Raw genomic sequence first — 26,234 nt, 5'->3', positions numbered from 1 at the left:
GAACCGGTATACTATGCGACCTTTTAGTGTCGCGGAATCATTATGCTGCACTATTACAATACATCAGGACCCCTTCGGGATCAGAGGTGAGAGCTTGAAAGACGTCAGTGTCGGAATCTGCGGATTGGGAACCGTTGGCGGCGGTACATTCAATGTATTGACTCGCAACGCCGCACTTATTGCGGGCCGTGCAGGCTGTAACATCCGGATTACCCGGGTCGCCAGCCGGCGCAATCGTGATGATATAGATCTTGGTGGCGTTGCCTTCAGTACCGAAATTTTTGACGTGGTGAATGATCCCGCGGTTGATGTGGTGGTTGAACTGATTGGTGGGTACGACACTGCGCGGGAGCTTGTGCTGACGGCTATCGCTAATGGCAAGCACGTGGTTACAGCCAATAAGGCCCTGATTGCGGTGCACGGAAACGAAATTTTTGCTGCAGCAGAAAAGGCGGGTGTTGTTGTTGCCTACGAAGCGGGTGTAGCAGGTGGTATCCCTGTAATGAAGGCTATTCGCGAAGGTTTGGCGGGGAACCGTATCGACTGGATTGCCGGCATCATCAACGGCACGGGTAACTACATTCTTACCGAAATGCGCGCTGGCCGTGCGTTTGCCGATGTGCTCAAAGAGGCCCAGGATCTTGGTTACGCAGAAGCCGACCCCACGTTCGATGTGGAAGGCATTGATGCAGCTCACAAACTGACCATTCTGGCTTCCGCTGGCTTTGGCGTTCCGCTTCAGTTCGAAAAAGCTTTCACCGAAGGCATCTCTTCGATCACGCCCTACGATATCGCCCACGCCGAGCAGCTAGGCTATCGCATCAAGCATCTGGGCATTGCCCGTCGCCGTGATGAAGGCATTGAACTTCGCGTGCATCCGACCCTGGTTCCTCAAAGTCACCTGATTGCTCAGGTAGATGGCGTGCTGAACGCTGTTCTTGTGGATGGTGATGCTGTTGGTCAGACCATGTATTACGGGCCAGGTGCCGGCGACGAAGCAACGGCTTCCGCTGTGATTGCAGATATTGTGGACGTTGCCCGAATTGTGGCGAGCGGAAGCTCGCTTCGCGTGCCCCATCTCGGGTTTGCTCCGGATGCCCTGGAAAAGCTTGATGTGCTGTCCATGGAAGACATCCAGTCTGCTTATTACCTGCGCATAACGGCTCTTGATCGCCCGGGTGTTTTGGCCAAGATTGCGTCGATTCTGAGTGAGCATGGCATTAACATCGAGTCGATCATGCAGAAAGAATCTGAGGTACAGGATGGTCGCATACCGGTCATTATCCTGACCCATACGGTGCAGGAGCGACAGGTAAACCGCGCTATTGCAGAACTGGAAGCCCTGGCTGATACAGATGGCCCGGTTGTCCGTATTCGCGCTGAAAACTTTAACTGAGAACACCCTAACCAACAGGTACTCACGTGAGATACATCAGTACGCGGGGAGAAGCACCCGCACTGGGCTTTGAAGATGTCCTGCTAACAGGATTGGCTCCTGATGGCGGGCTGTACGTGCCGGAATCACTTCCGCACTTTAGTCTGGAAGAAATCCGTAGTTGGCGGGGGCTTCCCTACACCCAGCTCGCATTCAACATTATGTATCCGTTTGTGGAAGAGGCCATTCCTGAGGCCGATTTCCGACACATGTTGGATGAAACCTACGCGGCGTTTGCCCATAAGGCGGTTGCCCCGCTGGTGCAGCTTGATACCAACGAGTGGGTAATGGAGTTGTTCCGCGGACCAACCTTGGCATTCAAGGATTTCGCACTTCAATTGCTGGGCCGCTTGCTGGACTACGTACTGGAAAAGCGTCAGGAACACGCCGTGATTATGGGCGCGACCTCCGGCGATACCGGGTCTGCCGCTATTGAAGGTTGCCGCCACTGCGAGCACGTGGATATCTTTATCCTGCACCCATACCAGCGAGTGTCGGAAGTGCAGCGCCGTCAGATGACAACGGTCCTGGGTGACAACGTTCACAATATTGCCATCAAGGGCAATTTTGATGACTGTCAGCGCATGGTGAAAGAGAGCTTCGGCGACCAGTCTTTCCTTGGTGGCAAGGCCAGGTTGGCCGCGGTTAACTCTATCAACTGGGCCCGGATCATGGCTCAGATTGTCTATTACTTCCATGCATCCCTGGCGCTTGGTGGTCCGGATCGCAGCATGGCGTTTTCTGTGCCTACCGGAAACTTCGGCGATATCTTCGCCGGCTATCTTGCGAAGAAAATGGGCCTGCCGATTTCGCAGTTGGTTATTGCTACCAACCGAAATGACATTCTCCATCGCTTCATGAGTGGCAATAAATACGAACAGCACCAGCTTGAGCACACGCTGTCGCCAAGTATGGATATTATGGTGTCCAGCAACTTTGAGCGCTTGCTGTTTGATCTTCATGGTCGCGATGGGTTGGCAGTGAAAGAGCTGCTGGAAAACGCATCCAAAGGCCCTGTCAGCATCGAAGACTACCGCTGGAAGCAGGCTCGCAAGCTGTTCGATAGCGCCGCGGTTGATGATAAGGCTACGTGCGCCACCATTCGTGAAGTGTACGAACAGAATGAATACCTTCTGGACCCACACACCGCCATTGGCGTACGCGCAGCCAGAACCTGTCGTCGGGATGTTGAGATACCAATGATTACCCTTGGTACTGCCCACCCGGCCAAGTTCCCGGATGCCATTACTGAATCCGGTCTAACGGTTAAGCCTGAACTGCCTGCCCATATGGCCGATCTGTTTGAGCGGGAAGAGCGCTACACGGTGCTTGATAATGACCGCGCTGGCGTGCAGGATTTCATAGCAAAACACTGGAAGAATGCCTGATACGGTATGACACCAAAAAAGATCCTGCGTCGCCCCCAGCCGGACAATACTCCAGGCTGGGGGCAAGATCTCCCTCCCATACTCCGCCGTTTGTACTCTGCCCGGGGTGTAACCTCCGATGCACAGCTAAGCTATACCCTTAAACATCTGGCCTCACCTTTTGAGTTGCGTGGTATTGATCGAGCAGTTGAACTGTTGGCAGATGCCATTGCGCAGAACCAGCGAGTACTTGTGCTCGGGGATTTTGATGCCGACGGAGCCACCAGCACTGCTGTCGCCATGCTTGGCCTTTCCATGCTTGGGCTACAGAGCATAGATTTCCGGGTGCCCAGTCGCTTTTCCGACGGTTACGGCCTGACTCCGGGGATTATTGAGCGACTACGGGAAGAAGGCGAGCTGCCAGATCTTCTGGTGACGGTCGATAACGGAATCTCTGCTGTTGAAGGGGTAAGTGCGGCCAGGCGACTGGGCATCAAGGTGGTGGTTACGGATCACCACCTTGCAGGTGAAACGCTTCCGGATGCAGACGCTATTGTTAACCCCAACCAGCCTGGATGTGCTTTTCTGAGTAAAAACGCTGCTGGTGTGGGCGTGATGTTCTACGTTCTCACTGCTCTGCGCAAAAAACTTCGGGATGCTGGCCGCTTGCCGCAGCCTGAACCCAATCTGGGTTCTTTGTTGGATTTGGTTGCCTTGGGCACTGTGGCCGACGTTGTGCCGTTGGATCATAACAACCGTATCTTTGTAGAGCAGGGTTTGCGCCGAATCCGTCAGGGTGAAGCTCGTCCGGGAATTCTTGCCTTGCTGGAAGTAGCAGGCCGTGAGCACGGGAACATCAGTTCAACCGATTTGGGATTTGTAGTTGGCCCGCGTTTGAATGCTGCGGGCCGGCTGGATGATATGAGCGTTGGCATAGCTTGCCTGTTGGCTGACAACCCGGATGAAGCACGGCGACTTGCCCGTGAGCTGGACACCTTCAACCGGGAAAGGCGCACCATTGAAAAGGATATGAAGACTCAGGCGCAGGACCTGCTTGCCTCCATGTCACTGGATCTGGAAGGACTACCCTGGGGCCTGGCGCTGTTTGATCAGGACTGGCATCAGGGTGTGATAGGCATTCTTGCTGCAAGGATTCGGGAGCAGACTCACCGACCGACGATTGCCTTCGCTCCGGACGAAAATGGCGTGGATATAAAGGGTTCTGCCCGTTCAATCCCGGGGCTGCATATCCGTGATGTGCTGGCGGTAGTGGATGCCCGCCATCCCGGAGTGATGCACAAGTACGGAGGCCACGCTATGGCAGCGGGCATGACTCTGGCTCGACGCGATCTGGATGCGTTTTCTGAGGCCTTTGACCGGGCTGTGCGGGATACCTTGACTGCAGCAGATCTTGAAGCGGCCATTACTACTGATGGGCCATTGAGTGCTGATGAGTTATCGCTTGAAACCGCAGCCCTGCTGAAGCGCGCCGGCCCTTGGGGGCAGCATTTCCCGGAGCCTTTGTTTGATGGTGAATTCCGGGTGGTTAGCCAGCGTATTGTTGGCGAAAATCATTTGAAGCTGGTTTTGCAGCCGGTGGACGGCAGCGGGATTATTGACGGTATTGCGTTCAATACCGGGCCGGAGGTGCCTGATTACACGCGCACCGGGGCTCGGGTGGTTTATAAGCCGGATTCGAATACGTTTCGTGGGCGGACTAATTTGCAGCTTTTGGTGGATTATCTGGAGCCGCTTTCTTAGCTTTGCCTGGCTTCTGGCTTCTGGTGGCTGGTCAGGGGGCGGGTACGCTTTTCTTCTGGAAAAACAACTCGCTGCGCTCAGACATCTTTTTCCGGCAGAAAAGCGTACCCGCCCCCTGACCGATCAGACTTTAAAGATATCTCGGTTGCTTGCTCAGGTTGGGCGAATTTAATCGACTAAGACTAACTAGTAGGGTTGAGGCTGTATTTGCAGCAGACTTACTCCAAACAACGGGCGCTGGTCGGGAACGGCTTGCCGGGAGTGTCGAAAACATGGATGTTTTCGTCAAGCGTACAGGGACGTATTAACAGCGCCTCCCGGCAAGCCGTTCCTGATCAGCGCAGCCACCAGAGTATAGGCAACGGCTGATTTACCGCTGGAATTCCGGTAGAATCCCGCGTCTGTTTTACGCATCATTTTCCAACATTGAGTATTGGTCTTATGGAAGTTAATCCCATTGTGACGAAGATTAAAGAGCTTCGTGAGCGTACTGAGACGCTCAGGGGGTATCTTTGACTACGATCAGCGTAGTGAGCGGCTGGTCGAAGTAGAACGTGAATTGGAAATGCCCACGGTGTGGGATGATCCTGAGCGCGCCCAGGCGTTGGGCAAGGAGCGTTCTGATCTTGATTTGATTGTTAGCACCATCGATAACCTCACATCCGGCCTTTCTGATGCAGAAGGCCTGCTGGAAATGGCTGTTGAGGAAGATGATGCCGACACGGTCGATGAGATTGTGTCGGATCTTGAAGCTCTGGAAGCCGAGCTTGAGAAGCTTGAATTCCGCCGGATGTTTTCCGGTGAGATGGACCCAAACAACGCCTATCTGGAAATTCAGGCAGGGTCGGGCGGAACTGAGGCTCAGGACTGGGCTAATATGCTTCTGCGCATGTACCTGCGCTGGGCTGAGAGCCGGGGGTTCAAGACAGAAATTGTGGAGCTTCAGGAAGGTGAAGTAGCGGGCGTGAAGAGTGCCACGGTTCATATTCAAGGTGAGTATGCCTTTGGTTGGGCCCGAACAGAAACCGGTGTTCACCGCCTGGTTCGCAAGTCGCCTTTTGACTCTGGTAACCGTCGCCATACATCGTTTTCATCGGTGGTTGTTACCCCCGAAGTGGATGACAGTTTCGAGATTGAGATCAACCCGGCAGATCTGCGGGTAGATGTTTACCGTGCCTCTGGCGCAGGTGGTCAGCACGTTAACCGCACAGAATCTGCGGTACGTTTGACCCACAACCCGACCGGTATTGTTGTTGCCTGTCAGGCCGGCCGAAGCCAGCATCAGAACAAAGATCAGGCGATGAAACAGCTCAAAGCCAAGCTGTATGAGCATGAGATGCAGGCGCGTAACGCTGAGAAACAGAAAGCTGAAGATGCCAAATCCGATATTGGATGGGGCAGCCAGATTCGTTCCTACGTGCTGGACGACGGCCGCATCAAGGATTTGCGTACCAAAATTGAAACCAGCAACACCCAGTCGGTGTTGGATGGTGATATTGATAAGTTCATTGAAGCCAGCCTGAAGATGGCGCTGTAATCAGCGCCATTGCCAAGCCAACTCCGGACACCCCTGATTTTCTAGTGAGCCAACATGACTGAACACGCCAAGAATGCACCCCAAGAGGACAACAAGCTGATTGCTGAGCGTCGCGCCAAGTTGGCCGAACTGCGTGAAAGTGGCAATCCGTTCCCTAACGACTTCCGTCGTGATGCCACCGCTGCTGAGTTGCAGGCTAAATACGGTGATCATGGCAAGGAAGAGCTTGAGTCACTGGATATCAAGGTTGCGATTGCAGGCCGCATGATGCTGGACCGCAAGGCATTCAAGGTGGTTCAGGACATGACTGGTCGTATCCAGATCTACGCCACCAAGGATGTGCAGAAAGACACCAAGCATTGGGACCTGGGGGATATTGTCGGTGTGCGGGGAACCTTGTGTAAATCAGGTAAAGGCGATCTCTATGTGGCTATGGATGAGTATGTATTGCTCACCAAGTCTCTGCGTCCGCTGCCCGAGAAACATAAAGGGCTGACCGATACTGAATCACGCTACCGCCACCGTTATGTGGATTTGATGGTTAACGAAGACAGTCGCCGGGTGTTCCTGGCGCGCTCGAAAATCATCACTTCCATGCGCCAGTTTTTCGCAGATCGGGATTTCATTGAAGTTGAAACGCCCATGCTGCAGGTGATTCCCGGTGGGGCAACTGCGCGCCCGTTCGTTACCCATCACAACGCACTGGGTATGGATATGTATCTGCGCATTGCGCCGGAGCTGTACCTTAAACGCCTGGTTGTAGGCGGATTTGAGCGGGTATTCGAGATCAACCGAAACTTTCGGAACGAAGGGCTTTCTACCCGCCATAACCCCGAATTTACCATGGTCGAGTTCTATCAGGCGTATGCGGATTACAACGATCTGATGGATCTTACCGAGGACATGCTACGCACGATCGCGCAGAATGTTTTGGGTACCACCACTGTCGTGAATACACGCATGTTGGCCGACGGCACCGAAGAGCGTATCGAGTACGATTTTGGTAAGTCCTTTGAGCGTCTGACCGTAGTTGATGCAATCCTGCGTTATGCGCCTGATGTAACTGCCGAGCAGTTGGCGGATGAGACGTCTGCTCGTCAGGTGGCAAAAGATCTGGGCATCCATGTGAAATCCGGCTGGGGCCTGGGCAGGATTCAAATCGAAATTTTTGAAGCAACGGCAGAGCACCGCCTGATGCAACCAACGTTCATTACCGAGTACCCGAAGGAAGTGTCGCCGCTGGCCCGCAGCAAGGATAGTAATCCGTTTGTGACCGAGCGCTTCGAGTTCTTTGTGGGTGGTCGTGAAATTGCCAATGGTTTCTCCGAGCTTAACGATGCGGAAGATCAGGCTGAGCGCTTCAGGGCGCAGGTTGCCGAGAAAGATGCCGGCGACGATGAGGCCATGTTCTACGATGAAGATTACGTGATGGCACTGGAGTACGGCCTGCCGCCAACAGCGGGCGAGGGCATTGGCATTGACCGCCTGGCCATGCTGCTGACCAATTCGCCGTCCATTCGCGACGTAATCCTGTTCCCGGCCATGCGCCCTGAGCACAAGGCCGAGAACTCGAAAGACGAGGAGTAATCATGCACCCGGTTGAGGCACTGGCAAACACTCTCAGGCCCGACCGGGGCTGGAAAGAACATCTCTCAGGTGAATTCTGCCAGCCCTACATGAAGGCGCTGGCAGAATTTCTCGCCGAAGAAGAAAGTGCCGGAAAGGTCCTCTTCCCGGACAGCAAACACTGTTTTAATGCCCTTAACAGCACGCCTCTGGGTAATGTGCGTGTTGTGATTCTTGGGCAAGACCCCTACCACGGCCCCGGCCAGGCGCACGGCCTGTGCTTTTCTGTAAGGCCAGACGTTCCGCCGCCGCCCTCACTTGTTAACATTTTTAAGGAAATCGAGAGTGATTTGGGCATTGCTCCGCCTGATCACGGCTGTCTGCAGCCATGGGCAGAACAGGGCGTATTGCTGCTGAACAGCGTGCTCACAGTCGTGCAAGGCCAGGCAGGCGCCCATCAAGGCAAAGGTTGGGAGACGTTTACTGATCGTGTGATCGAAACGGTGAATCGTAAAGGCGATGGGGTCGTGTTTTTGCTCTGGGGTAACTATGCCAGAAAGAAAGGGCGGCACATTGATCGTAGTCGGCATTTGGTGCTTGAAGGGCCGCACCCGTCACCACTCAGTTCGTATCGTGGATTCTTTGGTTGCAAGCATTTCTCCCGGGCCAATGAATGGCTCCGGGAGCAAGGACATGCGCCAGTATGTTGGGCGCTACCTTCGAAAGCAGATCTGGATGCCGATTATTGAAGCAGCGCCATTGCGGCTTCCATTTGAGCATTAAGATCTTCTTCTTCGTTCATATCAATGTTCGGGTCAAGGCCGAGGCGGTCAAATGCTGAAATGGCAGTCCAGTCCATCTGTGCCCAAGGGTGCTCTGTCCCTGAAATCAGCTGCAAGTTAGCGATCATAACCAGATCGGCGTAGTCGGCTGAAGGGACCTCCCTCTTGAATTTGGCGAATTCCAGAGGAACGTTCAACAGGTCCTTGGGGAAGTCCCACTTTTTCAGGATGGCAGTGCCGATTCTTGGGTGCAGTTCTTCAATAACGCTGTCGAGCATGGCGCCGCTGATTTGTATGTCTTCATCTTCCACGTAACGCAAGATAGGTAACACGCCAATCAGGTGAACCAGGCCTGCCAACGTTGCCTGATCCGGTTTCAGTTTGGTGTAGTGCTGGGCCAGTACGTGGCAAATGCCTGCTACTTCGGTACTCGCTTGCCAGGTTGCGCGCAAGCGCTTGTCGATCATCTCTGAGGTTGCCTGGAACATTTGCTGCATCGCCAAGCCCATGGCCAGGCTGCTGGTGTAAGCCATGCCCAGACGGCTAACAGCCATGTTCAGGTTCTCTATAGCTCGATTGCCCCGGAAGAGAGGGCTGTTACACACACGGATGATGCGTGCAGACAGGGCAGTGTCGTTGCTGATGACCTTTACCAGATCTGCGATGGCGGAGTCTTCAGACTCGGCAATATCCCTTACCTGAAGTGCGGCTTCCGGTAATGTTGGGAGTAGGAGTTTGTCTTCTTCGATCGCGGTTATAAGATCCGCTTTGATGGTTTCGGCAATGTTCGACATGATTTCGTATGGATCCGCTTGTCAGTTCAGGTCGCCCATTATCCTGTGAGATGAGCAATCTGAAGGCCAGAAGTATAGTCCCTATTTATAGCAAATTCTGACAGCCTTGCCTGTCAACTTATGTATCCTTTGGTTCACTTCCCTCACGCTCGGTAACCGAGTAGGGCAGTGGCTGCTGCTCCAGCACTGCCTGTGGCAAACCTTCTGCTAACAGGACTGCGTTAGCGGCGTCATGCCGAATAACGGCAAGTAGTTCGCAAGAGCCGTCAGTGAAGCCCACCGCGTTGACGATTTCCCCTACTGACCGATCGCCCGCCATGATTGAGGCTCCCGGCACAGGTAGCGAGTTGGCATCCGCAATACGAAAGCGGAACAGGCTTTTTTTAAGTTGTCCGAGAAAGTGCATTCTGGCGATAATTTCCTGGCCGGTATAACAGCCTTTCTTGAAATGCACGCCACCCAGATGCTGCCAGTTAAGCATTTGCGGCACGTAGGCGTCGCTGGAGGCCTTGCTCAGCATGGGCACGCCTGCTGCAATCTCCGAGGCTTGCCAGTCAGAGAGGTTTTTTTCAGGAATGTCGCCCAGTTGCACATCACTTGCACTGGCTTGCCACAGTTCAAAACGAGGTAGGCCGTCTGCTGTGTTTTCTGTGCGAATCAGAAACCCACAATCCAGCATAAGGGTATCCCCGGCAGCCTCAAGGCTGTTCAGCTCATCTCTTGCAAGGCCTGATGCTGCCTCAATGCCCAGTAGCCCGATGATCCTTCCGTCAGTGAGCGCGGTCATGGTGGTTCCACGAAACAGCATCATGTATTTTTTCAGGTGAGTCATGATTGCTTCTGCCAGCTCGGAAGGCAGGTCCATGAGCACGTCATCACCATCGCGCACCAGACGGGTCAGGCAGTATGCCCGGCCCTTGGGTGTGGCGCCTGCAGCGCGGGGTGAAGTACCGGTTTTGACGTCATCAAGGTTCTGGCTTAACTGGCCCTGCAAGAACTTGTCAGTGCCTGGACCGGAGATGCGAACCAGGACTCGGTTGGTCAGCTGGATGTGGCCCGACGTTGGAAGTGGGCGTTCGGCAGAAGCATAAACAGGCGTGGCTGAAACAGGTGTTTCTGTACCAGTCATGGAAAAACTCCGGGCAGAATGCTAATCAAAGGATTGTTGAGTGCGGCCCAGTCTGAGCCACAGTCTCAGGCGACGAAATTGTTCTTCGGGCAGATTACCGGAAACCCGTTGGCCCGAGAGTATCACAACCGGATATGAAGTAGATCTGGAGGCGACAGCGTGCAGTTTCAAGAGCGCCATCCGGGAGTTCAGGCGGCTAGAACGGCAGGCGCTAACAGCTGCGGTTTGCCCGTTGCCGAGTCGTGCGTAGAGCGTGTTTTTTTCCAGGTACAACCCGAGAACTGCAGAAGGACCAATAAGCAGCCCGTTGAGTCGGTATTGGAAGAGGGCACCCGCAAGGGTAAGTGGCGCTAGCGCGTACAGCCAGCTTTTACCGGCAGCAGCGGCAATGAGTACGAAAGCGCTGGCTGTTAGCCATGGCGTGGCGGCCAGGCAACCAACCGCCACACTGGGTGACAGCGTCAGGTCAATCCGGCTGGACACGGGCGAGAATGATGTCAACGATACGCTGCAGATCTGCGTCATCTGGGCGGCTGCGTTGCATAAACCATTCAAACATGTCCGCGTCTTCGCAGCTCAGGAGCTTTTTGTAGCGCTCCTGGTCTTCCGCGTCCAGGCCAAGGTAGGCTTCTTCCAGGAACGGGATAAGCAGGACATCCAGTTCCAGCATGCCACGGCGGCTATGCCACCAGAGACGTTTGAAATCCGGGTTTTCTGCTTGGGTGTCTTGCATAATTGCTCTCTTGGTCGCTGCCCTTACGGCGAAGGGGTTCTGTAAGTGGTTGGTACGAGTACGGTATCACGGGCTTCGTGTAGTAGTCCCGGGTAATCCAGCGTGTAGTGCAGGCCTCGGCTCTCTTTGCGTTGCAACGCTGAGCAGATAATCAGATCGGACACGGTTACCAGGTTCCTCAATTCCAGAAGGTCGTTGGTTACCCGGTAGTTGCTGTAGAACTCGCTGATTTCTGCAGAAAGAAGATCAACCCGGTGTTTTGCCCGCTGCAGGCGTTTGCTGGTGCGCACAATGCCAACGTAGTCCCACATGAAGTGCCGCAGTTCGTCCCAGTTGTGGGAGATAACAACGTCTTCGTCGGAATCGCGTACCTGGCTTTCGTCCCATGCCGGGGCGTCCGGTGGGGGCGGAATGTCTGCCTCCCTGCGCGCAATATCGGCTGCGGCAGCTCGCCCATAGACCAGACATTCCAGCAACGAGTTACTGGCCATACGGTTGGCGCCATGAAGTCCGGTAAACCCGGCTTCACCCACCACATAAAGCTGGTTGATATCGGTTCTTGCCCGCACATCACTGACAATACCGCCACAGGTGTAATGTGCTGCTGGCACCACTGGGATTGGATCGCGTGTAATGTCGATACCAAATTCAAGGCACTTCTCGTAGATAGTCGGGAAGTGATGCCGGATGAAGTCGTCAGGCTTGTGGCTTATGTCGAGATACAGGTGGTCGGCACCCAGTCGCTTCATTTCATGGTCAATGGCGCGGGCCACTATGTCTCGGGGCGCCAGCTCTCCACGCTTGTCGAAGCGATCCATAAAGCGGGAGCCGTCAGGCAGTTTCAGTAATCCACCTTCGCCTCTCACGGCTTCGGTAATCAGGAATGACTTGGCGTGAGGATGGTACAGGCAGGTCGGGTGGAACTGGTTAAACTCCATGTTCGCGACACGACAGCCTGCACGCCAGGCCATGGCAATGCCATCCCCGGAGGCGCCGTCAGGGTTGGTGGTGTATCGGTACGCCTTGGATGCGCCGCCGGTTGCGATCACCGTGAAGCGCGCCCGGAACAGTTCCACGTGGTTGTCTTCAAGGTTCAGTATGTAGGCGCCAACACAGCGGTTGCCGGGTAGGGCCAGCTTGCGATTGGTAATCAGATCTACCGCAACACGTCCGGACTTCAGCTCAATGTTGGATCGGGCCTGTGCCTGGGAGGTCAAAGTTGTCGATACCGCGTACCCAGTGGCATCGGCAGCATGGATTATGCGCCTGTGGCTATGCCCGCCTTCCCGGGTGAGGTGGAGTTGGGCGTCTGTATCCCGTGTGAAATCAACCCCGGTGCCAATAAGCCAATCTATGCTTTCTTTGCTGTTATCAACCGTAAAGCGCACGGCATCTTCGTTACAAAGACCTCCGCCGGCCACGAGTGTGTCCTGCACATGGTTTTCGGTACAGTCCTGGTCGTCCAGAACGGCGGCAATGCCGCCCTGGGCCCAGAGGGTGGCGCCGCTGCTGATGTCTGCCTTGCTCACAACACACACCTTCAGGTGTTCCGGCAGATTTAAGGCAACGGTCAGGCCGGCAGCGCCGCTGCCAATAATAAGAACATCGTATTCGTGGGACTGTGGCATCGGGTCGTTGTCGCGGGCCATAATGTAGACGTGTATTGAACTAAACTTTACGCTTGCTGTCTATTTGGCCTAACGGATAACAGGCTTAGCAGGCAGGGTTGTCCTTTTCTTGAAACGGGCGCCGGATAGAGCGTATGAATCACCAGAAACTCGTATCGGCCGAAATACTGGCCATGAAACCGGAGCGTACCGGCACATCGACCATGGCCCAAAATGATCAAAAACAGGCTGAGCCGTCAGATCGCCAGACCGATTTGCAACTTGTTCGCAAAGTTCGGGGTGGGGATCGTGCAGCCTTTGACTTGTTGGTAGTTAAATACCAGTCAAGGGTGGCTTCTATCATCAGCCGTTATGTATACGACAGCCAAGAGGTCATGGACCTTACCCAAGAGGCGTTCATCAAGGCCTACCGTGCCATTGACCGTTTCCGTGGCGACAGTGCTTTTTATACCTGGCTGTATCGTATTGCAGTGAACACCGCGAAAAACCATCTTGAATCTCGTAATCGAAGGCCTCAGGGCAGCGCTGACTCAGCGGAAGCCGAGAACTTTGATGATGGACGGCGGTTGCGTGACATCGCTTCGCCCGAGCGCTTGCTTCAGCGAGAGCAGTTGCAGAAAGAGCTGAGTAACGCCATAGCCAATCTGCCAGAGGAGCTGCGATCAGCGTTCCTGTTGCGGGAGTATGACGGTCTCAGTTATGAAGACATCGCGGGGATTCTGGAGTGCCCTATCGGGACTGTGCGCTCGCGTATTTTTCGGGCCAGGGATGCTGTTGACAAGCATTTGGGGCCTATGCTCAATCATTCGGTGACGTAATTGAAGGTGCATCCTATGGATGATCGTCTCAGAGAAACGCTGTCGGCCATGATGGACGATGAAGCCGATGAACTGTCGGTTCGGCGTCTGTTGTCCCATGAAAATCAGGCCGATGTTCGCGCCCAGTGGCAGCGGTGGCAGGGTGTGCATGATCTGATGCACCGGGGGCGCTCCCCGGCTGAGGGCGTTGATGTCAGTGCTGCAGTGCGTGAAGCGCTCGATGGGCGTGCCAGGCCGCAAAATCCTGCCGCAGCGCGGCACCGAGAGCCGCAGCGATTCTGGCAGTGGCCAGCAGCCGCGGCCATGGTTGCCGCTGCTTTGCTGGTTGGTTTTGGTGCGGGCACAGGCTGGGACTCCGATGCGGTTTCTTCCGGTACGCTGGCATCTGCTCCTGCCACGGAAGCATCTGCAAATGAATCGCCCGCCAATGCCGGGCCAGTTCAGGAGGTTGCCTTGCAGGGGCTTGATGAAAAACAGTGGGAGCACATGAGCCGCTATCTGTTGGAGCACGCCCAGCACAATAGTGTAGGTGCAGGGCAGGGCTCAGTGGGCTATGCCCGCCTTGTCAGCGCAAGTGGCGGCTATTGATAGCAAGTGATGAAGGTGTCCATGAGCAAAGCCCGTTATTTTGGCCTGAGTTTAACTGATCTGACAGCGCAGAGCCTCCTCGCCCTTGTCTTGGCAGTGATGATGCCGGCGTACTCATTTGCCGGGGATAAAACGGCGGCTGACTGGCTTGAACAGTTGGGGCCCGCCCTCAATATGACTTCTTACCGCGGTGTGTTTGTGTATGCCCGGGGTGCCAACGTCCATTCCATGCAGATTGCCCACCGTTATCACAATGGCATTGTGGAGGAACGGCTGGTTTTGCAGGATGGAGGCACTGGTGAAATCGTGCGCCGGGATATGAAAGTCGTCTGTGTGCTCCCGGAACAGGGTAAGGTGCAACTGGATCAGATCATACCTTCCGGCCCTTTTGCTGAGGCCTTTACAAACCAGCTGATTCCCGTAAACCGGTGGTACACTGCCGAGCTGAAAGGTGAGGATCGAGTTGCCGGTTATGAGGTGGTAACTGTGGCGTTAACGGCTAACGATAAACACAGATACAGTCACAGCCTTTGGCTGGAAAAATCGACAGGACTTCTGGTAAAAAGCCACGTACGCACCGCAAAAGGTGAAGTGCTGGAACACTTCCAGTTCACCAGCCTGGAGATCACCGAGGATATTTCTGACAGCGAATTTGAGATCCGCTCCAAAGGGCGAGAGATCTCCCGCACCCTCAGTGGTTCAGGCTCGGAGGGAGAGGTTTCTAAAGTGCCGCGTATGCATGGGTGGCACCTGGGTTGGCGGCCAGAAGGGTTTGAACCGGCTGCTGCGCCAGGGTCCGGCAAAGGTCAGGCAGTTGCATTTTCGGATGGGTTGGCAGCATTCTCGGTCTTTGTTGAACCTGCCGGCAGGATCAGTATGCCTACAGGGGCCTCGCGTATCGGAGCAACAACCGTTTATATGCGTCAGTTGGAAAGCGGTAACAAAATGTTTTTAGTGACTGTGGTAGGTGAGTTGCCTCCCGCCTCTGCGCGTCAGGTTGCTGAGTCAGTGCGGATTGATGAGACGTTTGTGCTGGGTGTAGCAAAGCCGTGATTACCGAGACTGGCAAAGTGGTTGCTGTTTCAGGTGAACACGCCTGGGTTCAGACCATTCGCATCAGTGCCTGCCAAAGCTGTTCGGCACGCAACGGGTGTGGGCAGAAGTTACTGGCTTCAGCGACAGGCGGGCGTGCCAATCAGGTTCGGGTTGTTAATTCTGTGAATGCCTGTGTTGGCCAGGACGTTACGCTCGGTATTGAGGAAAGTGCACTCCTGGGAGCATCGATGCTGGTGTATGCGCTACCGTTACTGCTTATGGTGGTTGCCAGTGTGGTTGGGCATCAGGTGTCCGGAGGCAATGATTTTGTTTCTATGGTCGGCGCGGCCGCTGGCCTTGCATCAGGCTTTTTTATAAGCCGGAAATTACAACACCGGAAATCCGGTGGTTATGAACCCAGGCTGCTTCGGGTTAACCGTATCCCGGCCGGAGCGGTTTCACATACAGACTCGCTAACATGACTTACAGGGGACCCTGATATGCTGAGAACTACACCAGCAGTTACCTGGCTTTCCCCGGCATCACTCACTCAGAGGGTGCCGGCTTCTGTGCTGATGATGTTGCTGGCCTTTGTGCTGGTGGTCTGGAGTCAGTCAGGTGCAGCGCGGAGCTTGCCAGACTTTACCGAGCTTGTTGAAGAAAATGCAGACGCAGTCGTCAATATAAGCACCACCAGTACTCCTGCAGCAGGCGGCACACGCTTTCACGGGTTGCCTTTTGATGAGCGTCAGTTCGATCAGTTGCCCGAGTTTTTTCAGGAGTTCTTCCGTGGCCCGCAATCGCCGTTTGGTGGTGCGCCGGGTGGTTCACAGCCAAGCCGCTCTATGGGGTCCGGGTTCATTGTATCTGCTGACGGGTACGTGCTGACCAATAATCACGTGGTTGAAGGGGCTGATGAGATTATCGTCCGGCTCAACGACCGTCGTGAGTTGCCAGCAACACTGGTTGGCACAGATCCCCGCTCGGATATGGCAGTTTTAAAGATCGAGAATGGGGATGACTTGCCCGTTGTAAAAACAGGGCGGTCCAAGGATCTCAGAGTGGGGGAGTGGGTGTTTGCAATAGGCTCACCGTTTGGCTTTGACTACACGGTCACGGCTGGCATTGTCAGTGCGCTCGGGCGCTCACTGCCGTCAGAGAACTATGTGCCTTTTATTCAAACAGATGTTGCTATTAATCCAGGCAACTCTGGCGGCCCGCTGTTCAATATGGATGGTGAGGTTATTGGTATCAATTCACAAATTTACACGCGTTCGGGCGGCTTTATGGGGGTTTCATTTGCCATCCCCATTGATGATGCCATGAGTGTATTTCGTCAGATACGTGATAGCGGTGTGGTATCCCGTGGCTGGCTCGGCGTGTTGATTCAGGAAGTTAATCGCGACCTGGCTGAGTCGTTTGGCCTCAAGCGCCCAAGGGGTGCCTTGATTGCAGAGGTGATGTCAGGTTCACCGGCCGAAGCTGGTGGTTTGCAGTCCGGTGATATTGTTCTTGAGTACGATGGTGAAGATATTCATTTGTCGTCTGATCTGCCACCAAGGGTGGGGCGCACCCCGGTAGGAGAATCAGCGCGGCTGACCGTTCTTCGCGGTGGGAAAGAAATCACCCTGAATGTGGAGATCGGCCAGTTACCGGACGAGCGTGGCGCTCAGCAAGCGAGCCCCTCGGGCAGTAATTCATCTGCGGCGCCACTGGGGCTCACCGTTGAACCATTACCATCAGAGCTGGCGGACTCTATAGGTGTGTCGGGCGGCGTTATTGTAACAGGCGTTGGCAGAGGTCCGGCTTACAATGCAGGTATTCGCGCCCGGGATGTGATTACCGAAATCAACAGAAAAGCTGTGTCATCGGTTGATGACTTCCGTAAGGTTGTCAGAACCTTGCCGGAAGGGCGGGCGGTCTCAGTTCGAGTGGTGCGTCAGGGGCGAGCAATCTATCTGGTAATGAAGCCCTGATCTGACTGGTCGCATATAATGGCGTTAAGCCTCCTGGCCTGATGTTATAAACGACAGGTCAGGAGGCTTTTGTTATACTGCTTCGCGGTAATAATAAGAACGGCCACGGAATGGACCAGGTCAGATTATGATGAACAGAAAGGATCTCCCCCTCCTGCAACTTCTGAAACTCCGTAACGCCTGGCTTGCCTGGTTGCTTCTGCTTGTGGCGATCGCTGTCACTATTGCGTCCTGGCAGTTTTCGATCCGCTTGGTTGAAGATCGTACAGAAGCCAGATTCCGAACCCAGTCACTGCAATTGAAAACTGCAATTGAAGAGCGCCTGATCAACTACGAGCAGGTTCTGGCCGGTAGTGCAGGCCTCTTTGCTGTTGCAGGCAATGTCTCCCGTGATCAGTGGCAGGAATATGTTCACAATGTCGATATAAATCGCTACTACCCGGGTATTCAGGGCATAGGGTTTGTTGAACGTATTGAAGTGCGGGATATGGCTGATCACATTGCTTCGGTGCGCGCAGAGGGTGTTCATAATTATTTGGTGAAGCCTTTGGGGGTCGGGCCTTTTTACTACCCTATGGTGTACCTCGAGCCGGGAACCGTCAGTAATCGCAGGGCGCTAGGCTACGACGCCTTCAGTGACCCGGTTCACCGCAAAGCCATGGAGCAGTCCCGCGACAATGCCATTCCAACGGTAACGGGCAAGGTGGTTCTGATTCAGGAGGAAATGGAAGAAGGGCAGGCCAGTTTCCTCATGTATTACCCGGTTTATCAAGGCGGGGAGGTGCCTGAAATACGCGCTGAGCGACGTATGATGCTGGCGGGCTTTGTGTTCAGTGCCTTCCGTATGAATAACCTTCTTGATGGCATCGTTGGCCTTATCTCGCCGTTTCTTGATGTTCGTATCTACGACAATGCCATCGCTGCCCGTGAAAACCTCATGTACGGCTCAAACCTTGGCTCTCTGGACGACCAGTTCAGTTTCGACATGAGCCAGACCGTAAGCCACGGTGGGCGCGAGTGGCTGCTGCAAACCCGGTCTACTCCTGCATTCGATTATCTGGCCTCTGATCCGCGCCCGTCCATAGTGCTGGGCAGCGGCATTGCAATAAGCCTGCTGCTGTTCATCGTCGCTTTGGTGTTGATCCGTTCCCGTCTTATGGCGCAGATCAGTGAAGGGCGTTACCGGGCAATTACAGAGGGCGCCGCCAACGTAACTCTGGTTATGGACGAAGCAGGCAAGCCCCTTTATGCCAGCCCCTCCAGCTTTGATATTCTCGGGTTTAATCCCGGCGAAATACAGGTGCTTGCACTGGAAAACCTTGTTCATGAAGACGACTGGGCTCAACTGAAACAGGGGTTTGAAGACGCAGTTAAGGCCCCGGGCAAGCAGATGCCGGTTATCCGTGCGCGTATCTACGATGCAGAACACAACTGGCGCGACATGGAAGGCACTTACACTGCAATGTTGACGGTGCCGGGCGTGGATGGTGTGGTTCTTAGCTTGCGTGATCTTACCCAGCTGAAAGCTGCACAGACTGAGCTGCACCGGTTGGCATTTTACGACCCGCTCACCGGGCTGGCCAACCGACAGTTATTTCGTGACCGTTTGAATAGTGTAGTGCAACGAAGCCGTCGCAGTGGCGAGCCCGCCGCCCTTATGTTCCTGGACCTTGATGGCTTCAAACGCATCAATGATACGCTCGGCCATGATGCGGGTGACGAACTCTTGAGTCAGGTGGCAACCTGGCTTGAGGGCTGTGTGCGAGAAGAGGATTCTGTTGCAAGGCTTGGTGGTGATGAATTTGTGGTGTTGTTGTCGCAGATCAGTGGCGCCGAGGCGGCCGGCAAGGTTGCTGAAACCATTCTGCGCAGGCTGTGCCAACGGATTCGCCTGAACGACCATGAGGTGGGAATTACTGTCAGTATTGGCGTGACTATGATCCCCCATGACAGTGAAGACCCGGGAACCCTGATGAAGTTTGCGGATTTGGCCATGTACCGCGCTAAAGAAATGGGCCGTAACACCTACCAGTTCTTCACCCCCGCTATGAATATAAAGGCCGCCCGCCGCTTGTTGCAGCAGGAAGAGTTGGCCAGTGCACTTGAAGAAGAAAGATTTGTTCTGCACTACCAACCGAAGATAGACCTGTCCACGGAGCGGGTAATTGGTGTTGAGGCCTTCCTGCGCTGGCATCATCCGGAAAAAGGCTTGGTATCTGCGCAGCAGTTTATCGGGCTGGCAGAGGAAACCGGCCTGATTGTGAGGTTGGGTGAGATGGCCCTGCGTCAGGCCTGTATTCAGGTTCAAGCGTTGGAACGTGCGGGTTTTGAGGACCTGAAAATGGCGGTTAATCTTTCCGTGAGGCAGGTAACGGATTCGCGCTTCCTTGATATGGTTCGGCAGGTGATTACAGAGACGGGCGTATCCCCTGAGAAGCTTGAGCTCGAAATGCCTGTTGAACTGTTGAATGAGGACTCGCGGGCGGTGCGTGAGCTGCTGGTGTCACTCAATGATCTTGGTGTGTGCCTGATTCTGGATGATTTTGGGGCAGGTTCCTGCTCCCTGGTTGCCTTGCAGCAGTTACCCCTTGATGTTATCAAAATTGATCACCGCTTTATTCGCGATATTCCGTACAATGTAAGCGCAACCGACGTGGCCTCTGCGGTTATTGCGCTTGCACACAAGCTTCATCTTACTGTGGTTGCTGAAGGTGTGGAAACACCGCAGCAGCTGAGTTTCCTGAAATCTGCCGGGTGTACCCAGTGCCAGGGCAATCTGTTCAGTTACCCGCTGGATGAGGATGCTTTGATTGGTTTCCTTGTGCGGCAGTATGAACGGCCGGTTATTTCCTGATCATGGCAATAGCGGCCGGTTACCGGTAAAATCACGCCGGTCCCGGATCCTGATAATGGCCTCTCCGGGCTCAATCCTTCGTCTTTTTATGAGTATTCATTGTCTGTGACTGAACTGAGCCGAATCCGTAACTTCTCCATTATTGCCCACATTGACCATGGCAAATCTACCCTTGCTGACCGTTTTATCCAGATATGCGGTGGTTTGACCCAAAGGGAAATGGCCGAACAAGTATTGGACTCCATGGATCTGGAGCGGGAGCGGGGCATCACTATCAAGGCCCAGAGCGTTACGCTGCACTATACGGCCCGGGATGGCGAAATTTATAAACTGAACCTTATCGACACACCGGGGCACGTGGATTTTTCCTACGAAGTGTCGCGCTCACTGTATGCCTGTGAAGGCGCGTTGCTGGTTGTGGATGCGGGGCAGGGCGTTGAAGCCCAGTCGGTCGCTAACTGCTATACAGCCATTGAGCAGGGCCTGGAAGTCGTTCCGGTTCTGAACAAGATGGACCTGCCTCAGGCGGAGCCGGAGCGGGTTGCGGCAGAAATAGAAGACATTATCGGTATCGATGCAACCGACGCGGTGCGCTGCTCTGCCAAGAGTGGGATGGGCGTTGAAGATGTTCTTGAAGACCTGATCAAGAAAATTCCGCCACCGCAGGGTGACCGTTCCGCGCCCCTGCAAGCGCTGATTATCGATTCCTGGTTCGACAACTATCTGGGTGTTGTTTCTCTTGTCCGGGTAACTCAGGGCGTTTTGAGAAAAGGTGACAAGATTGTCCTCAAGTCGACGGGCAAAGCCTGGAATGCCGATAAGGTAGGGATTTTCAAACCCAAACCCCACGACACCAACATACTGGAAGCTGGCGAAGTTGGCTTTGTGGTTGCCGGTATCAAGGATATTCACGGGGCGCCGGTTGGCGACACCATCGTGCACCACAAATTTGCTGAAGAAACTCCAATGCTGCCGGGGTTCAAGAAGGTTCAGCCTCAAGTATACGCTGGCCTGTTCCCGGTGAGTGCGGATGATTACAACGACTTCCGTGATGCACTGGAGAAGCTCACCCTGAATGACGCTTCACTATTTTACGAGCCAGAAAGCTCTGACGCTCTCGGCTTTGGCTTCCGCTGTGGTTTCCTTGGCATGCTGCACATGGAGATCATTCAGGAACGGCTAGAACGTGAATACGATATTAACCTGATCACAACCGCGCCTACGGTTATATACGAAGTGCTGACCAAGCAGGGCGAGACCCTGACCGTGGATAGCCCCTCAAAGTTGCCGGATACCGGCTCGATTGAGGAAATGCGCGAGCCTATCGTCGAAGCGAATATTCTGGTGCCCCAAGAGCATCTGGGCAACGTTATAGCGCTCTGTGAAGAGAAGCGTGGTGTTCAGAAAAACATGCACTTTACGACCAATCAGGTGCAGCTGACATACGAGCTGCCCATGGCTGAAGTAGTGCTCGATTTCTTTGATCGCATCAAATCTGCCAGCCGTGGTTTTGCTTCTCTGGACTACCACTTTGTGCGCTTTCAGCCGGCGAATCTGGTGCGTCTGGATGTTCTCATAAATGGTGATCGGGTAGATGCTCTGGCGCTGATTGTTCACAAAGATCAGTCCCACTATAAGGGGCGCCAGCTCATTGAGAAGATGAAAGAACTGATTCCCCGTCAGATGTTCGATATAGCCATTCAGGCAGCTATCGGTAATCAGGTGGTATCCAGAGTCAGCGTTAAGGCGCTACGGAAAAACGTAACTGCAAAATGTTACGGCGGCGATGTCAGCCGAAAGAAAAAGCTGCTCCAGAAGCAGAAGGAAGGTAAAAAACGCATGAAGCAGGTAGGTAATGTTGAAGTACCTCAGGAAGCGTTCCTTGCCGTATTGAAAGTCGATAATTAGAAGGCATCTTGATGGATATTGATTTTCCTCTGGTTCTGGTTGTTCTGACTCTGGTGTCAGGGTTGATCTGGCTGGCAGACATTCTGTTTTTGCGTAAGCGTCGCCTTGCAGCGTCCCCGGCTGCCTCCGTGGATGGCGAGGAACTACCTAAAGAACCGTACCTGGTAGACCTCAGCCGCTCGTTTTTCCCGGTACTGGCGGTTGTGCTTATCCTCAGGTCGTTTTTGGTGGAGCCCTTTCAGATTCCTTCGGGTTCCATGTTGCCAACCCTGGAGGTTGGCGATTTTATTCTGGTTAACAAGTACGCCTATGGCCTGCGCTTGCCTGTTGCGGGAACCAAAATATTGAGTATAGGGGAGCCAGAAAGGGGTGACGTGATGGTATTCCGCTATCCCGAAGACGGCAAAACCAACTACATCAAGCGGGTGATTGGCCTGCCCGGGGATACGGTGCGCTATCGCGACAAGCAGTTGTTTATCAACGACCAAAAGGTGGAAAGCGAGTTTGTTGTGCGCTTGCCGCCGGTGGAAGTGCGCCGCGAAGATCTGGGCAAGGTAGAGCATGATATTTTCCTGACCATGGGGCGCCCGGGTACAGCCGGAGAGGGAGAATGGCAAATCCCCGAAGGTGAGTACTTCATGATGGGTGACAATCGCGATAACAGTAACGATAGCCGTTATTGGGGCACGGTTCCCGACGAGTTGATTGTGGGCAAAGCTTTCGCGATCTGGATGCACTGGAAATCCCTCACCAGTCTGCCATCCTTCAAGCGTGTGGGTGGAATTGAGTAATTTTGACTATTCTGGAGTCCAGTTGTAATGAAACACATTAATCTGTCCGCCATGGGCCGCCAAGGCGGCGCCTCAGCGCTTGTCATTCTCATTATGGTCCTGTTTTTTGGCAGTTTGCTTACCTTGCTGATCAAGGTTGGGCCAGCGTATATGGATGACTACACCATTCAGGAAGCGCTTCAAAGTCTGGATGGCACGGAAGGTCTGTCGCAGATGGGGCCGGCTCAAATTCTTACCCTGATCAACAAGCGACTGAGCGTGAACAGCATCCGGGGTTTTGATACCAAAAACATTTCTGTTGAGAAGGACGGTGAGATTGTTGTGATTGCTGTGGACTACGAAGTCCGCAATAACATCTTCCGCAACATTGATACGGTTGTTCACTTTCAGCACAGTTACGAGATGAGGGGTAAGTGAGTTCGCAACCAGACCTCGATCAACTACAGCGACGGATTGGTTATCAATTCAAGTCGCCAGAGCGTCTTATGCTGGCGCTTACACACCGGAGTTACGGAAATCAGAACAATGAACGGCTTGAGTTTCTTGGCGACTCCATTGTTAACATGGTGATTGCCGAGTACCTGTTTCAGAGTTTTGATAAAGCCCGGGAAGGCCACTTGAGCCGGCTTCGGGCTCGCATGGTTAAAGGCGTAACCCTGGCGGAGATTGGGCGAGAGTTTGATCTTGGAAGCTACATGCGGCTAGGTTCCGGTGAGCTGAAAAGCGGGGGCTTTCGTCGAGAATCCATTCTTGCAGATGCAGTGGAATCGGTAATCGGTGCCATTTACCTCGATAGCGATTTTTACACCTGTCGCGAGCAGGTGCTGCGCTGGTTTGAGGCGCGTCTGCAAAAGCTGGATCTTCAGGATACCCAGAAAGACCCGAAAACCCGTTTGCAGGAATATTTGCAGTCCCGACAGTTCCCCTTGCCCAGATACGATGTTATTTCGGTAGATGGGGAAGCTCATAAACAGACATTTCATGTGTCCTGTGTGTTGCCATCGCTGGATCGGAAAACCAGTGGAGTGGGCAACAGTCGCCGTGTGGCGGAGCAGGAAGCGGCCCGTAGCGCGCTGAAGCAACTTGGCGTGGAGACACCCTGATGAATGATATTACTCGTCCCGAAAACCCCGACAGTCGTTGTGGTTTTGTCGCTATTGTCGGCCGTCCCAATGTGGGCAAATCGACGCTGCTAAACCATATTCTGGGGCAGAAGCTGAGCATTACTTCCCGTAAACCCCAAACCACTCGCCACAAGGTGCTGGGTATTAAAACCGAGGGGCCAGTGCAGGCGATTTATGTGGATACGCCAGGGATGCATGTGGAAGAGCCTCGTGCTCTTAACCGCTATATGAACAAAGCAGCAACTTCTGCGCTTTCTGGCGTGGATGTTGTGGTGTTTGTGGTGGATCAACTTGCGTGGACCACGGCAGATGAAATGGTGCTCGAAAAGCTGAGCAAGCTCGATTGCCCGGTTATTCTGGCTGTGAATAAAGTTGACCGGATTGAGAAGCGGGAAAGTCTGTTGCCGCACCTCGATATGCTATCCAGAAAGCGCAATTTTGCGGAAATTATTCCCATGTCTGCGCTAAAGGAAACCAATCTGGAGCCTCTGGAAAAAGCGGTGACACGTTTCCTGCCAGAAAGCGTCCACTTTTATCCGGACGATCAGATTACCGATCGGAGCGAGCGTTTTATGGCTTCGGAGATGGTGCGTGAGAAAATCACCCGCCAACTGGGCGCTGAACTGCCTTACTCCGTTGCTGTGGAAATTGAAGAGTTCAAGCATGATGGCAAGACACTCCATATATCGGCGTTGATTCTTGTGGAGCGCGAAGGCCAGAAAAAAATCATGATTGGTGATAAAGGCGATCGGCTGCGAAGTATTGGCCAAGAGGCCCGGGCCGATATGGAACGCATGTTCGACTGTAAGGTCATGCTCAAGTTGTGGGTTAAGGTAAAACGCGGTTGGGCCGACAGTGACCGTGCACTTAAAAGCCTGGGCATGAACGACCTCTGAGGCTACCACGCCCCCCTGAGGCACTATGAGAAGAGACGCGCAACAACAGGAGCCCGCTTATGTGATCCATCGGCGGCCCTGGCGGGAAACCAGCCTCATGGTTGACCTTTTTACTCTGAATCACGGCCGTCTTAGCGTGGTAGCCCGGGGTGCCAGCGGTAATAAAAGCCCACTGAAAGCTCAGCTTCAGCCTTTCCAGCCACTGATGCTGAGTTGGGTGGGGCGCGGCGATCTGAAAACCCTGACCGATGTGGATGTGCGTGATGGCCAGGCCCTGCACCGCACGGTTTCCCTTTATAGTGGTCTGTATCTGAATGAGTTGATACAACGGGTATTGCCCCAGGCCGATCCTCACCCCACACTCTTTGCTGCTTATATTGAAGCGCTGGGCCAGCTTGCACAAACGTCGGATGTAGAGCCGGTATTGCGAAAGTTTGAGCAGGCGTTTGCGGCTGCCCTGGGGTACGATTTTCGCTGGGATGAGGTGATGGACACGGGCAAGGCAGTCCATGCCGCACAGGTTTATTGCTACGACCCGGAACAGGGTATTGTTGCTGCAGCGTCCGCCGGTGTGCGTTTGCAAAATCTGCCTGGGGAGACGCTGCTGGCACTTGCTGGTGGGGATTATGAATCTGCCGCGAGCCGACGGGTGTCAAAGCGGGTCATGCGCGTACTGACAGATTATCTGCTTCAGGGGCGCCCGTTGAACAGTCGCAGTCTTTTTAGTCATCTTTCTATTCGCTCATCATGAGGGAGAACGACATGAATCCTAGAGTATTGCTTGGTGTCAATATCGATCATATTGCTACCTTACGTGAGGCCCGGGGAACGCGTTATCCCGATCCGGTCCAGGCCGCTTTGATGGCAGAAGAAGCCGGGGCCGATGGTATTACCATCCATCCCAGAGAAGATCGTCGTCACATTCAGGACCGCGATGTATTGCTGCTAAAAGAAGTGCTTCAAACCAAAATGAATCTCGAGATGGCGGTAACTGATGCCATGCTGGAATTCGCCGAGAAAGTCCGCCCTGAGTGTGTGTGCCTGGTTCCGGAAAAGCGGGAAGAGTTAACAACCGAGGGTGGTCTTGATGTGGTAGGTCAGGAGAAGCGCGTGGCAAATGCGTGTGAGCGCCTTGCCAAGCTTGGCGCCGAAGTCTCGCTCTTTATTGATCCGGACCCTGCACAGATTGATGCAGCAGTGCGTTGTGGTGCTCCGGTTATCGAGCTTCATACTGGCGAGTACGCTGAGGCGGTTGGTGCTGAAGCCCAGGACGCGACGTTCAAAGCGCTATCAGACGCCGTCAGTTACGCCCGCAAGAAAGGGCTAATTGTGAATGCGGGGCATGGCTTGCATTATCACAACACCGAGCGGATCGCCGCTATTCCCGGTATCAATGAACTGAACATTGGCCACGCGATTATTGCCAGAGCCTTATTCACCGGCCTCAAAGAGGCAGTTAAGGATATGAAGGCCATTCTTGATCGGGCGGGCAGGCAAGCCGGATAAGGTCTT

The 26,234-nt window shown here is 54.1% G+C and carries 24 protein-coding genes; 19 read left to right on the top strand and 5 right to left on the bottom strand.

Features of this window, described 5'->3' with window-relative positions; genetic code table 11:
• Positions 1-94: 94 nt before the first annotated feature.
• From FE848_RS06340 to ung, 6 genes are all read left to right on the top strand, one after another.
• Entirely contained in the window at positions 95-1,396 is a 1,302-nt protein-coding gene (locus tag FE848_RS06340) for a homoserine dehydrogenase (RefSeq protein ID WP_200201916.1), read from the top strand.
• Positions 1,397-1,422: 26 nt separating this feature from the next.
• On the top strand, positions 1,423-2,823 hold the full coding sequence (thrC, locus tag FE848_RS06335) for a threonine synthase (protein WP_200201915.1): 1,401 nt from the start codon (positions 1,423-1,425) through the stop codon (positions 2,821-2,823).
• Between the two features lie 6 nt (positions 2,824-2,829).
• The gene (gene recJ, locus FE848_RS06330) at positions 2,830-4,563 is read left to right on the top strand and encodes a single-stranded-DNA-specific exonuclease RecJ (protein ID WP_200201914.1); all 1,734 of its coding nucleotides are present in this window, start codon (positions 2,830-2,832) and stop codon (positions 4,561-4,563) included.
• A 441-nt stretch (positions 4,564-5,004) separates the two neighbouring features.
• A protein-coding gene (gene prfB, locus FE848_RS06325) for a peptide chain release factor 2 (protein ID WP_200201913.1) occupies positions 5,005-6,100 on the top strand; the annotation gives its coding sequence in 2 pieces (ribosomal slippage) (positions 5,005-5,076 and positions 5,078-6,100; 1,095 coding nt in all).
• Between the two features lie 54 nt (positions 6,101-6,154).
• Entirely contained in the window at positions 6,155-7,687 is a 1,533-nt protein-coding gene (gene lysS / locus FE848_RS06320; RefSeq protein ID WP_200201912.1) for a lysine--tRNA ligase, read from the top strand.
• 2 nt (positions 7,688-7,689) lie between these two features.
• Complete coding sequence (ung, locus tag FE848_RS06315; RefSeq protein WP_200201911.1) at positions 7,690-8,415, top strand: uracil-DNA glycosylase; 726 nt, start codon at positions 7,690-7,692, stop codon at positions 8,413-8,415.
• On the opposite strand, the gene FE848_RS06310 is transcribed toward ung, so the two are convergent.
• The 5 genes from FE848_RS06310 to nadB form a co-directional block, all read right to left on the bottom strand.
• On the bottom strand, positions 8,409-9,242 hold the full coding sequence (locus tag FE848_RS06310; RefSeq protein ID WP_200201910.1) for an HDOD domain-containing protein: 834 nt from the start codon (positions 9,240-9,242) through the stop codon (positions 8,409-8,411). The genes ung and FE848_RS06310 overlap by 7 nt on opposite strands.
• Positions 9,243-9,360: 118 nt before the next feature.
• Positions 9,361-10,371: a YgfZ/GcvT domain-containing protein gene (locus FE848_RS06305; protein ID WP_200201909.1), complete on the bottom strand. Its 1,011-nt coding sequence runs from the start codon at positions 10,369-10,371 to the stop codon at positions 9,361-9,363.
• A 21-nt stretch (positions 10,372-10,392) separates the two neighbouring features.
• A complete protein-coding gene (locus FE848_RS06300) occupies positions 10,393-10,872 on the bottom strand; it encodes a hypothetical protein (protein ID WP_227714808.1) in 480 nt (159 codons plus the stop codon).
• On the bottom strand, positions 10,838-11,104 hold the full coding sequence (locus FE848_RS06295; RefSeq protein WP_200201908.1) for a succinate dehydrogenase assembly factor 2: 267 nt from the start codon (positions 11,102-11,104) through the stop codon (positions 10,838-10,840). The genes FE848_RS06300 and FE848_RS06295 overlap by 35 nt, the downstream gene beginning before the upstream one ends.
• Positions 11,105-11,127: 23 nt before the next feature.
• A complete protein-coding gene (gene nadB, locus FE848_RS06290) occupies positions 11,128-12,732 on the bottom strand; it encodes an L-aspartate oxidase (RefSeq protein ID WP_200202113.1) in 1,605 nt (534 codons plus the stop codon).
• Between the two features lie 203 nt (positions 12,733-12,935).
• On the opposite strand from nadB, the gene rpoE reads away from it, so the two are divergent.
• The 13 genes from rpoE to pdxJ all read left to right on the top strand — a co-directional run bounded on the left by rpoE (position 12,936) and on the right by pdxJ (position 26,228).
• Positions 12,936-13,550, top strand: coding sequence for an RNA polymerase sigma factor RpoE (gene rpoE / locus FE848_RS06285; protein ID WP_227714839.1), 615 nt, complete (start codon positions 12,936-12,938; stop codon positions 13,548-13,550).
• Positions 13,551-13,565: 15 nt separating this feature from the next.
• Entirely contained in the window at positions 13,566-14,138 is a 573-nt protein-coding gene (locus FE848_RS06280) for a sigma-E factor negative regulatory protein (RefSeq protein WP_200201906.1), read from the top strand.
• A 21-nt stretch (positions 14,139-14,159) separates the two neighbouring features.
• A complete protein-coding gene (locus tag FE848_RS06275) occupies positions 14,160-15,191 on the top strand; it encodes a MucB/RseB C-terminal domain-containing protein (RefSeq protein WP_200201905.1) in 1,032 nt (343 codons plus the stop codon).
• The gene (locus FE848_RS06270) at positions 15,188-15,655 is read left to right on the top strand and encodes a SoxR reducing system RseC family protein (RefSeq protein WP_200201904.1); all 468 of its coding nucleotides are present in this window, start codon (positions 15,188-15,190) and stop codon (positions 15,653-15,655) included. Before FE848_RS06275 ends, FE848_RS06270 begins: the two co-directional genes overlap by 4 nt.
• Positions 15,656-15,748: 93 nt before the next feature.
• Positions 15,749-17,149, top strand: coding sequence for a DegQ family serine endoprotease (locus tag FE848_RS06265; protein ID WP_265091897.1), 1,401 nt, complete (start codon positions 15,749-15,751; stop codon positions 17,147-17,149).
• Positions 17,150-17,276: 127 nt separating this feature from the next.
• A complete protein-coding gene (locus FE848_RS06260) occupies positions 17,277-20,003 on the top strand; it encodes an EAL domain-containing protein (RefSeq protein ID WP_200201902.1) in 2,727 nt (908 codons plus the stop codon).
• A gap of 105 nt (positions 20,004-20,108) precedes the next feature.
• Positions 20,109-21,911 (top strand): translation elongation factor 4, encoded by a 1,803-nt coding sequence (gene lepA, locus FE848_RS06255; protein WP_200201901.1) that lies wholly within the window; start codon positions 20,109-20,111, stop codon positions 21,909-21,911.
• 11 nt (positions 21,912-21,922) lie between these two features.
• Positions 21,923-22,702, top strand: a complete 780-nt coding sequence (lepB, locus tag FE848_RS06250) for a signal peptidase I (protein ID WP_200201900.1) — start codon at positions 21,923-21,925, stop codon at positions 22,700-22,702.
• Between the two features lie 27 nt (positions 22,703-22,729).
• Entirely contained in the window at positions 22,730-23,119 is a 390-nt protein-coding gene (locus FE848_RS06245) for a DUF4845 domain-containing protein (protein WP_200201899.1), read from the top strand.
• Positions 23,116-23,805 (top strand): ribonuclease III, encoded by a 690-nt coding sequence (gene rnc / locus FE848_RS06240; RefSeq protein ID WP_200201898.1) that lies wholly within the window; start codon positions 23,116-23,118, stop codon positions 23,803-23,805. The genes FE848_RS06245 and rnc overlap by 4 nt, the downstream gene beginning before the upstream one ends.
• Positions 23,805-24,722 (top strand): GTPase Era, encoded by a 918-nt coding sequence (gene era / locus FE848_RS06235; protein WP_200201897.1) that lies wholly within the window; start codon positions 23,805-23,807, stop codon positions 24,720-24,722. Before rnc ends, era begins: the two co-directional genes overlap by 1 nt.
• A 25-nt stretch (positions 24,723-24,747) precedes the next feature.
• Entirely contained in the window at positions 24,748-25,473 is a 726-nt protein-coding gene (recO, locus tag FE848_RS06230; RefSeq protein ID WP_200201896.1) for a DNA repair protein RecO, read from the top strand.
• Between the two features lie 11 nt (positions 25,474-25,484).
• Positions 25,485-26,228: a pyridoxine 5'-phosphate synthase gene (gene pdxJ / locus FE848_RS06225; protein ID WP_200201895.1), complete on the top strand. Its 744-nt coding sequence runs from the start codon at positions 25,485-25,487 to the stop codon at positions 26,226-26,228.
• Positions 26,229-26,234: the final 6 nt, after the last annotated feature.

Origin of the sequence: Marinobacter sp. 1-3A (assembly GCF_016597775.1) — a bacterium.
GTDB classification, from domain to species: Bacteria; Pseudomonadota; Gammaproteobacteria; order Pseudomonadales; family Oleiphilaceae; genus Marinobacter; species Marinobacter xiaoshiensis.
This window is presented reverse-complemented; position numbering and strand designations above follow the sequence as displayed.

Bases quoted from the DNA above. Each gene is read 5' to 3' on its own strand.
- recJ (WP_200201914.1), top strand. From the start codon at position 2,830: ATGACACCAAAAAAGATCCTGCGTCGCCCCCAGCCGGACAATACTCCA.
- lysS (WP_200201912.1), top strand. From the start codon at position 6,155: ATGACTGAACACGCCAAGAATGCACCCCAAGAGGACAACAAGCTGATT.
- ung (WP_200201911.1), top strand. From the start codon at position 7,690: ATGCACCCGGTTGAGGCACTGGCAAACACTCTCAGGCCCGACCGGGGC.
- FE848_RS06310 (WP_200201910.1), bottom strand. From the start codon at position 9,242: ATGTCGAACATTGCCGAAACCATCAAAGCGGATCTTATAACCGCGATC.
- FE848_RS06305 (WP_200201909.1), bottom strand. From the start codon at position 10,371: ATGACTGGTACAGAAACACCTGTTTCAGCCACGCCTGTTTATGCTTCT.
- FE848_RS06295 (WP_200201908.1), bottom strand. From the start codon at position 11,104: ATGCAAGACACCCAAGCAGAAAACCCGGATTTCAAACGTCTCTGGTGG.
- nadB (WP_200202113.1), bottom strand. From the start codon at position 12,732: ATGCCACAGTCCCACGAATACGATGTTCTTATTATTGGCAGCGGCGCT.
- rpoE (WP_227714839.1), top strand. From the start codon at position 12,936: ATGGCCCAAAATGATCAAAAACAGGCTGAGCCGTCAGATCGCCAGACC.
- FE848_RS06280 (WP_200201906.1), top strand. From the start codon at position 13,566: ATGGATGATCGTCTCAGAGAAACGCTGTCGGCCATGATGGACGATGAA.
- FE848_RS06275 (WP_200201905.1), top strand. From the start codon at position 14,160: ATGAGCAAAGCCCGTTATTTTGGCCTGAGTTTAACTGATCTGACAGCG.
- FE848_RS06265 (WP_265091897.1), top strand. From the start codon at position 15,749: ATGATGTTGCTGGCCTTTGTGCTGGTGGTCTGGAGTCAGTCAGGTGCA.
- FE848_RS06260 (WP_200201902.1), top strand. From the start codon at position 17,277: ATGATGAACAGAAAGGATCTCCCCCTCCTGCAACTTCTGAAACTCCGT.
- lepB (WP_200201900.1), top strand. From the start codon at position 21,923: ATGGATATTGATTTTCCTCTGGTTCTGGTTGTTCTGACTCTGGTGTCA.
- FE848_RS06245 (WP_200201899.1), top strand. From the start codon at position 22,730: ATGAAACACATTAATCTGTCCGCCATGGGCCGCCAAGGCGGCGCCTCA.
- era (WP_200201897.1), top strand. From the start codon at position 23,805: ATGAATGATATTACTCGTCCCGAAAACCCCGACAGTCGTTGTGGTTTT.
- recO (WP_200201896.1), top strand. From the start codon at position 24,748: ATGAGAAGAGACGCGCAACAACAGGAGCCCGCTTATGTGATCCATCGG.
- pdxJ (WP_200201895.1), top strand. From the start codon at position 25,485: ATGAATCCTAGAGTATTGCTTGGTGTCAATATCGATCATATTGCTACC.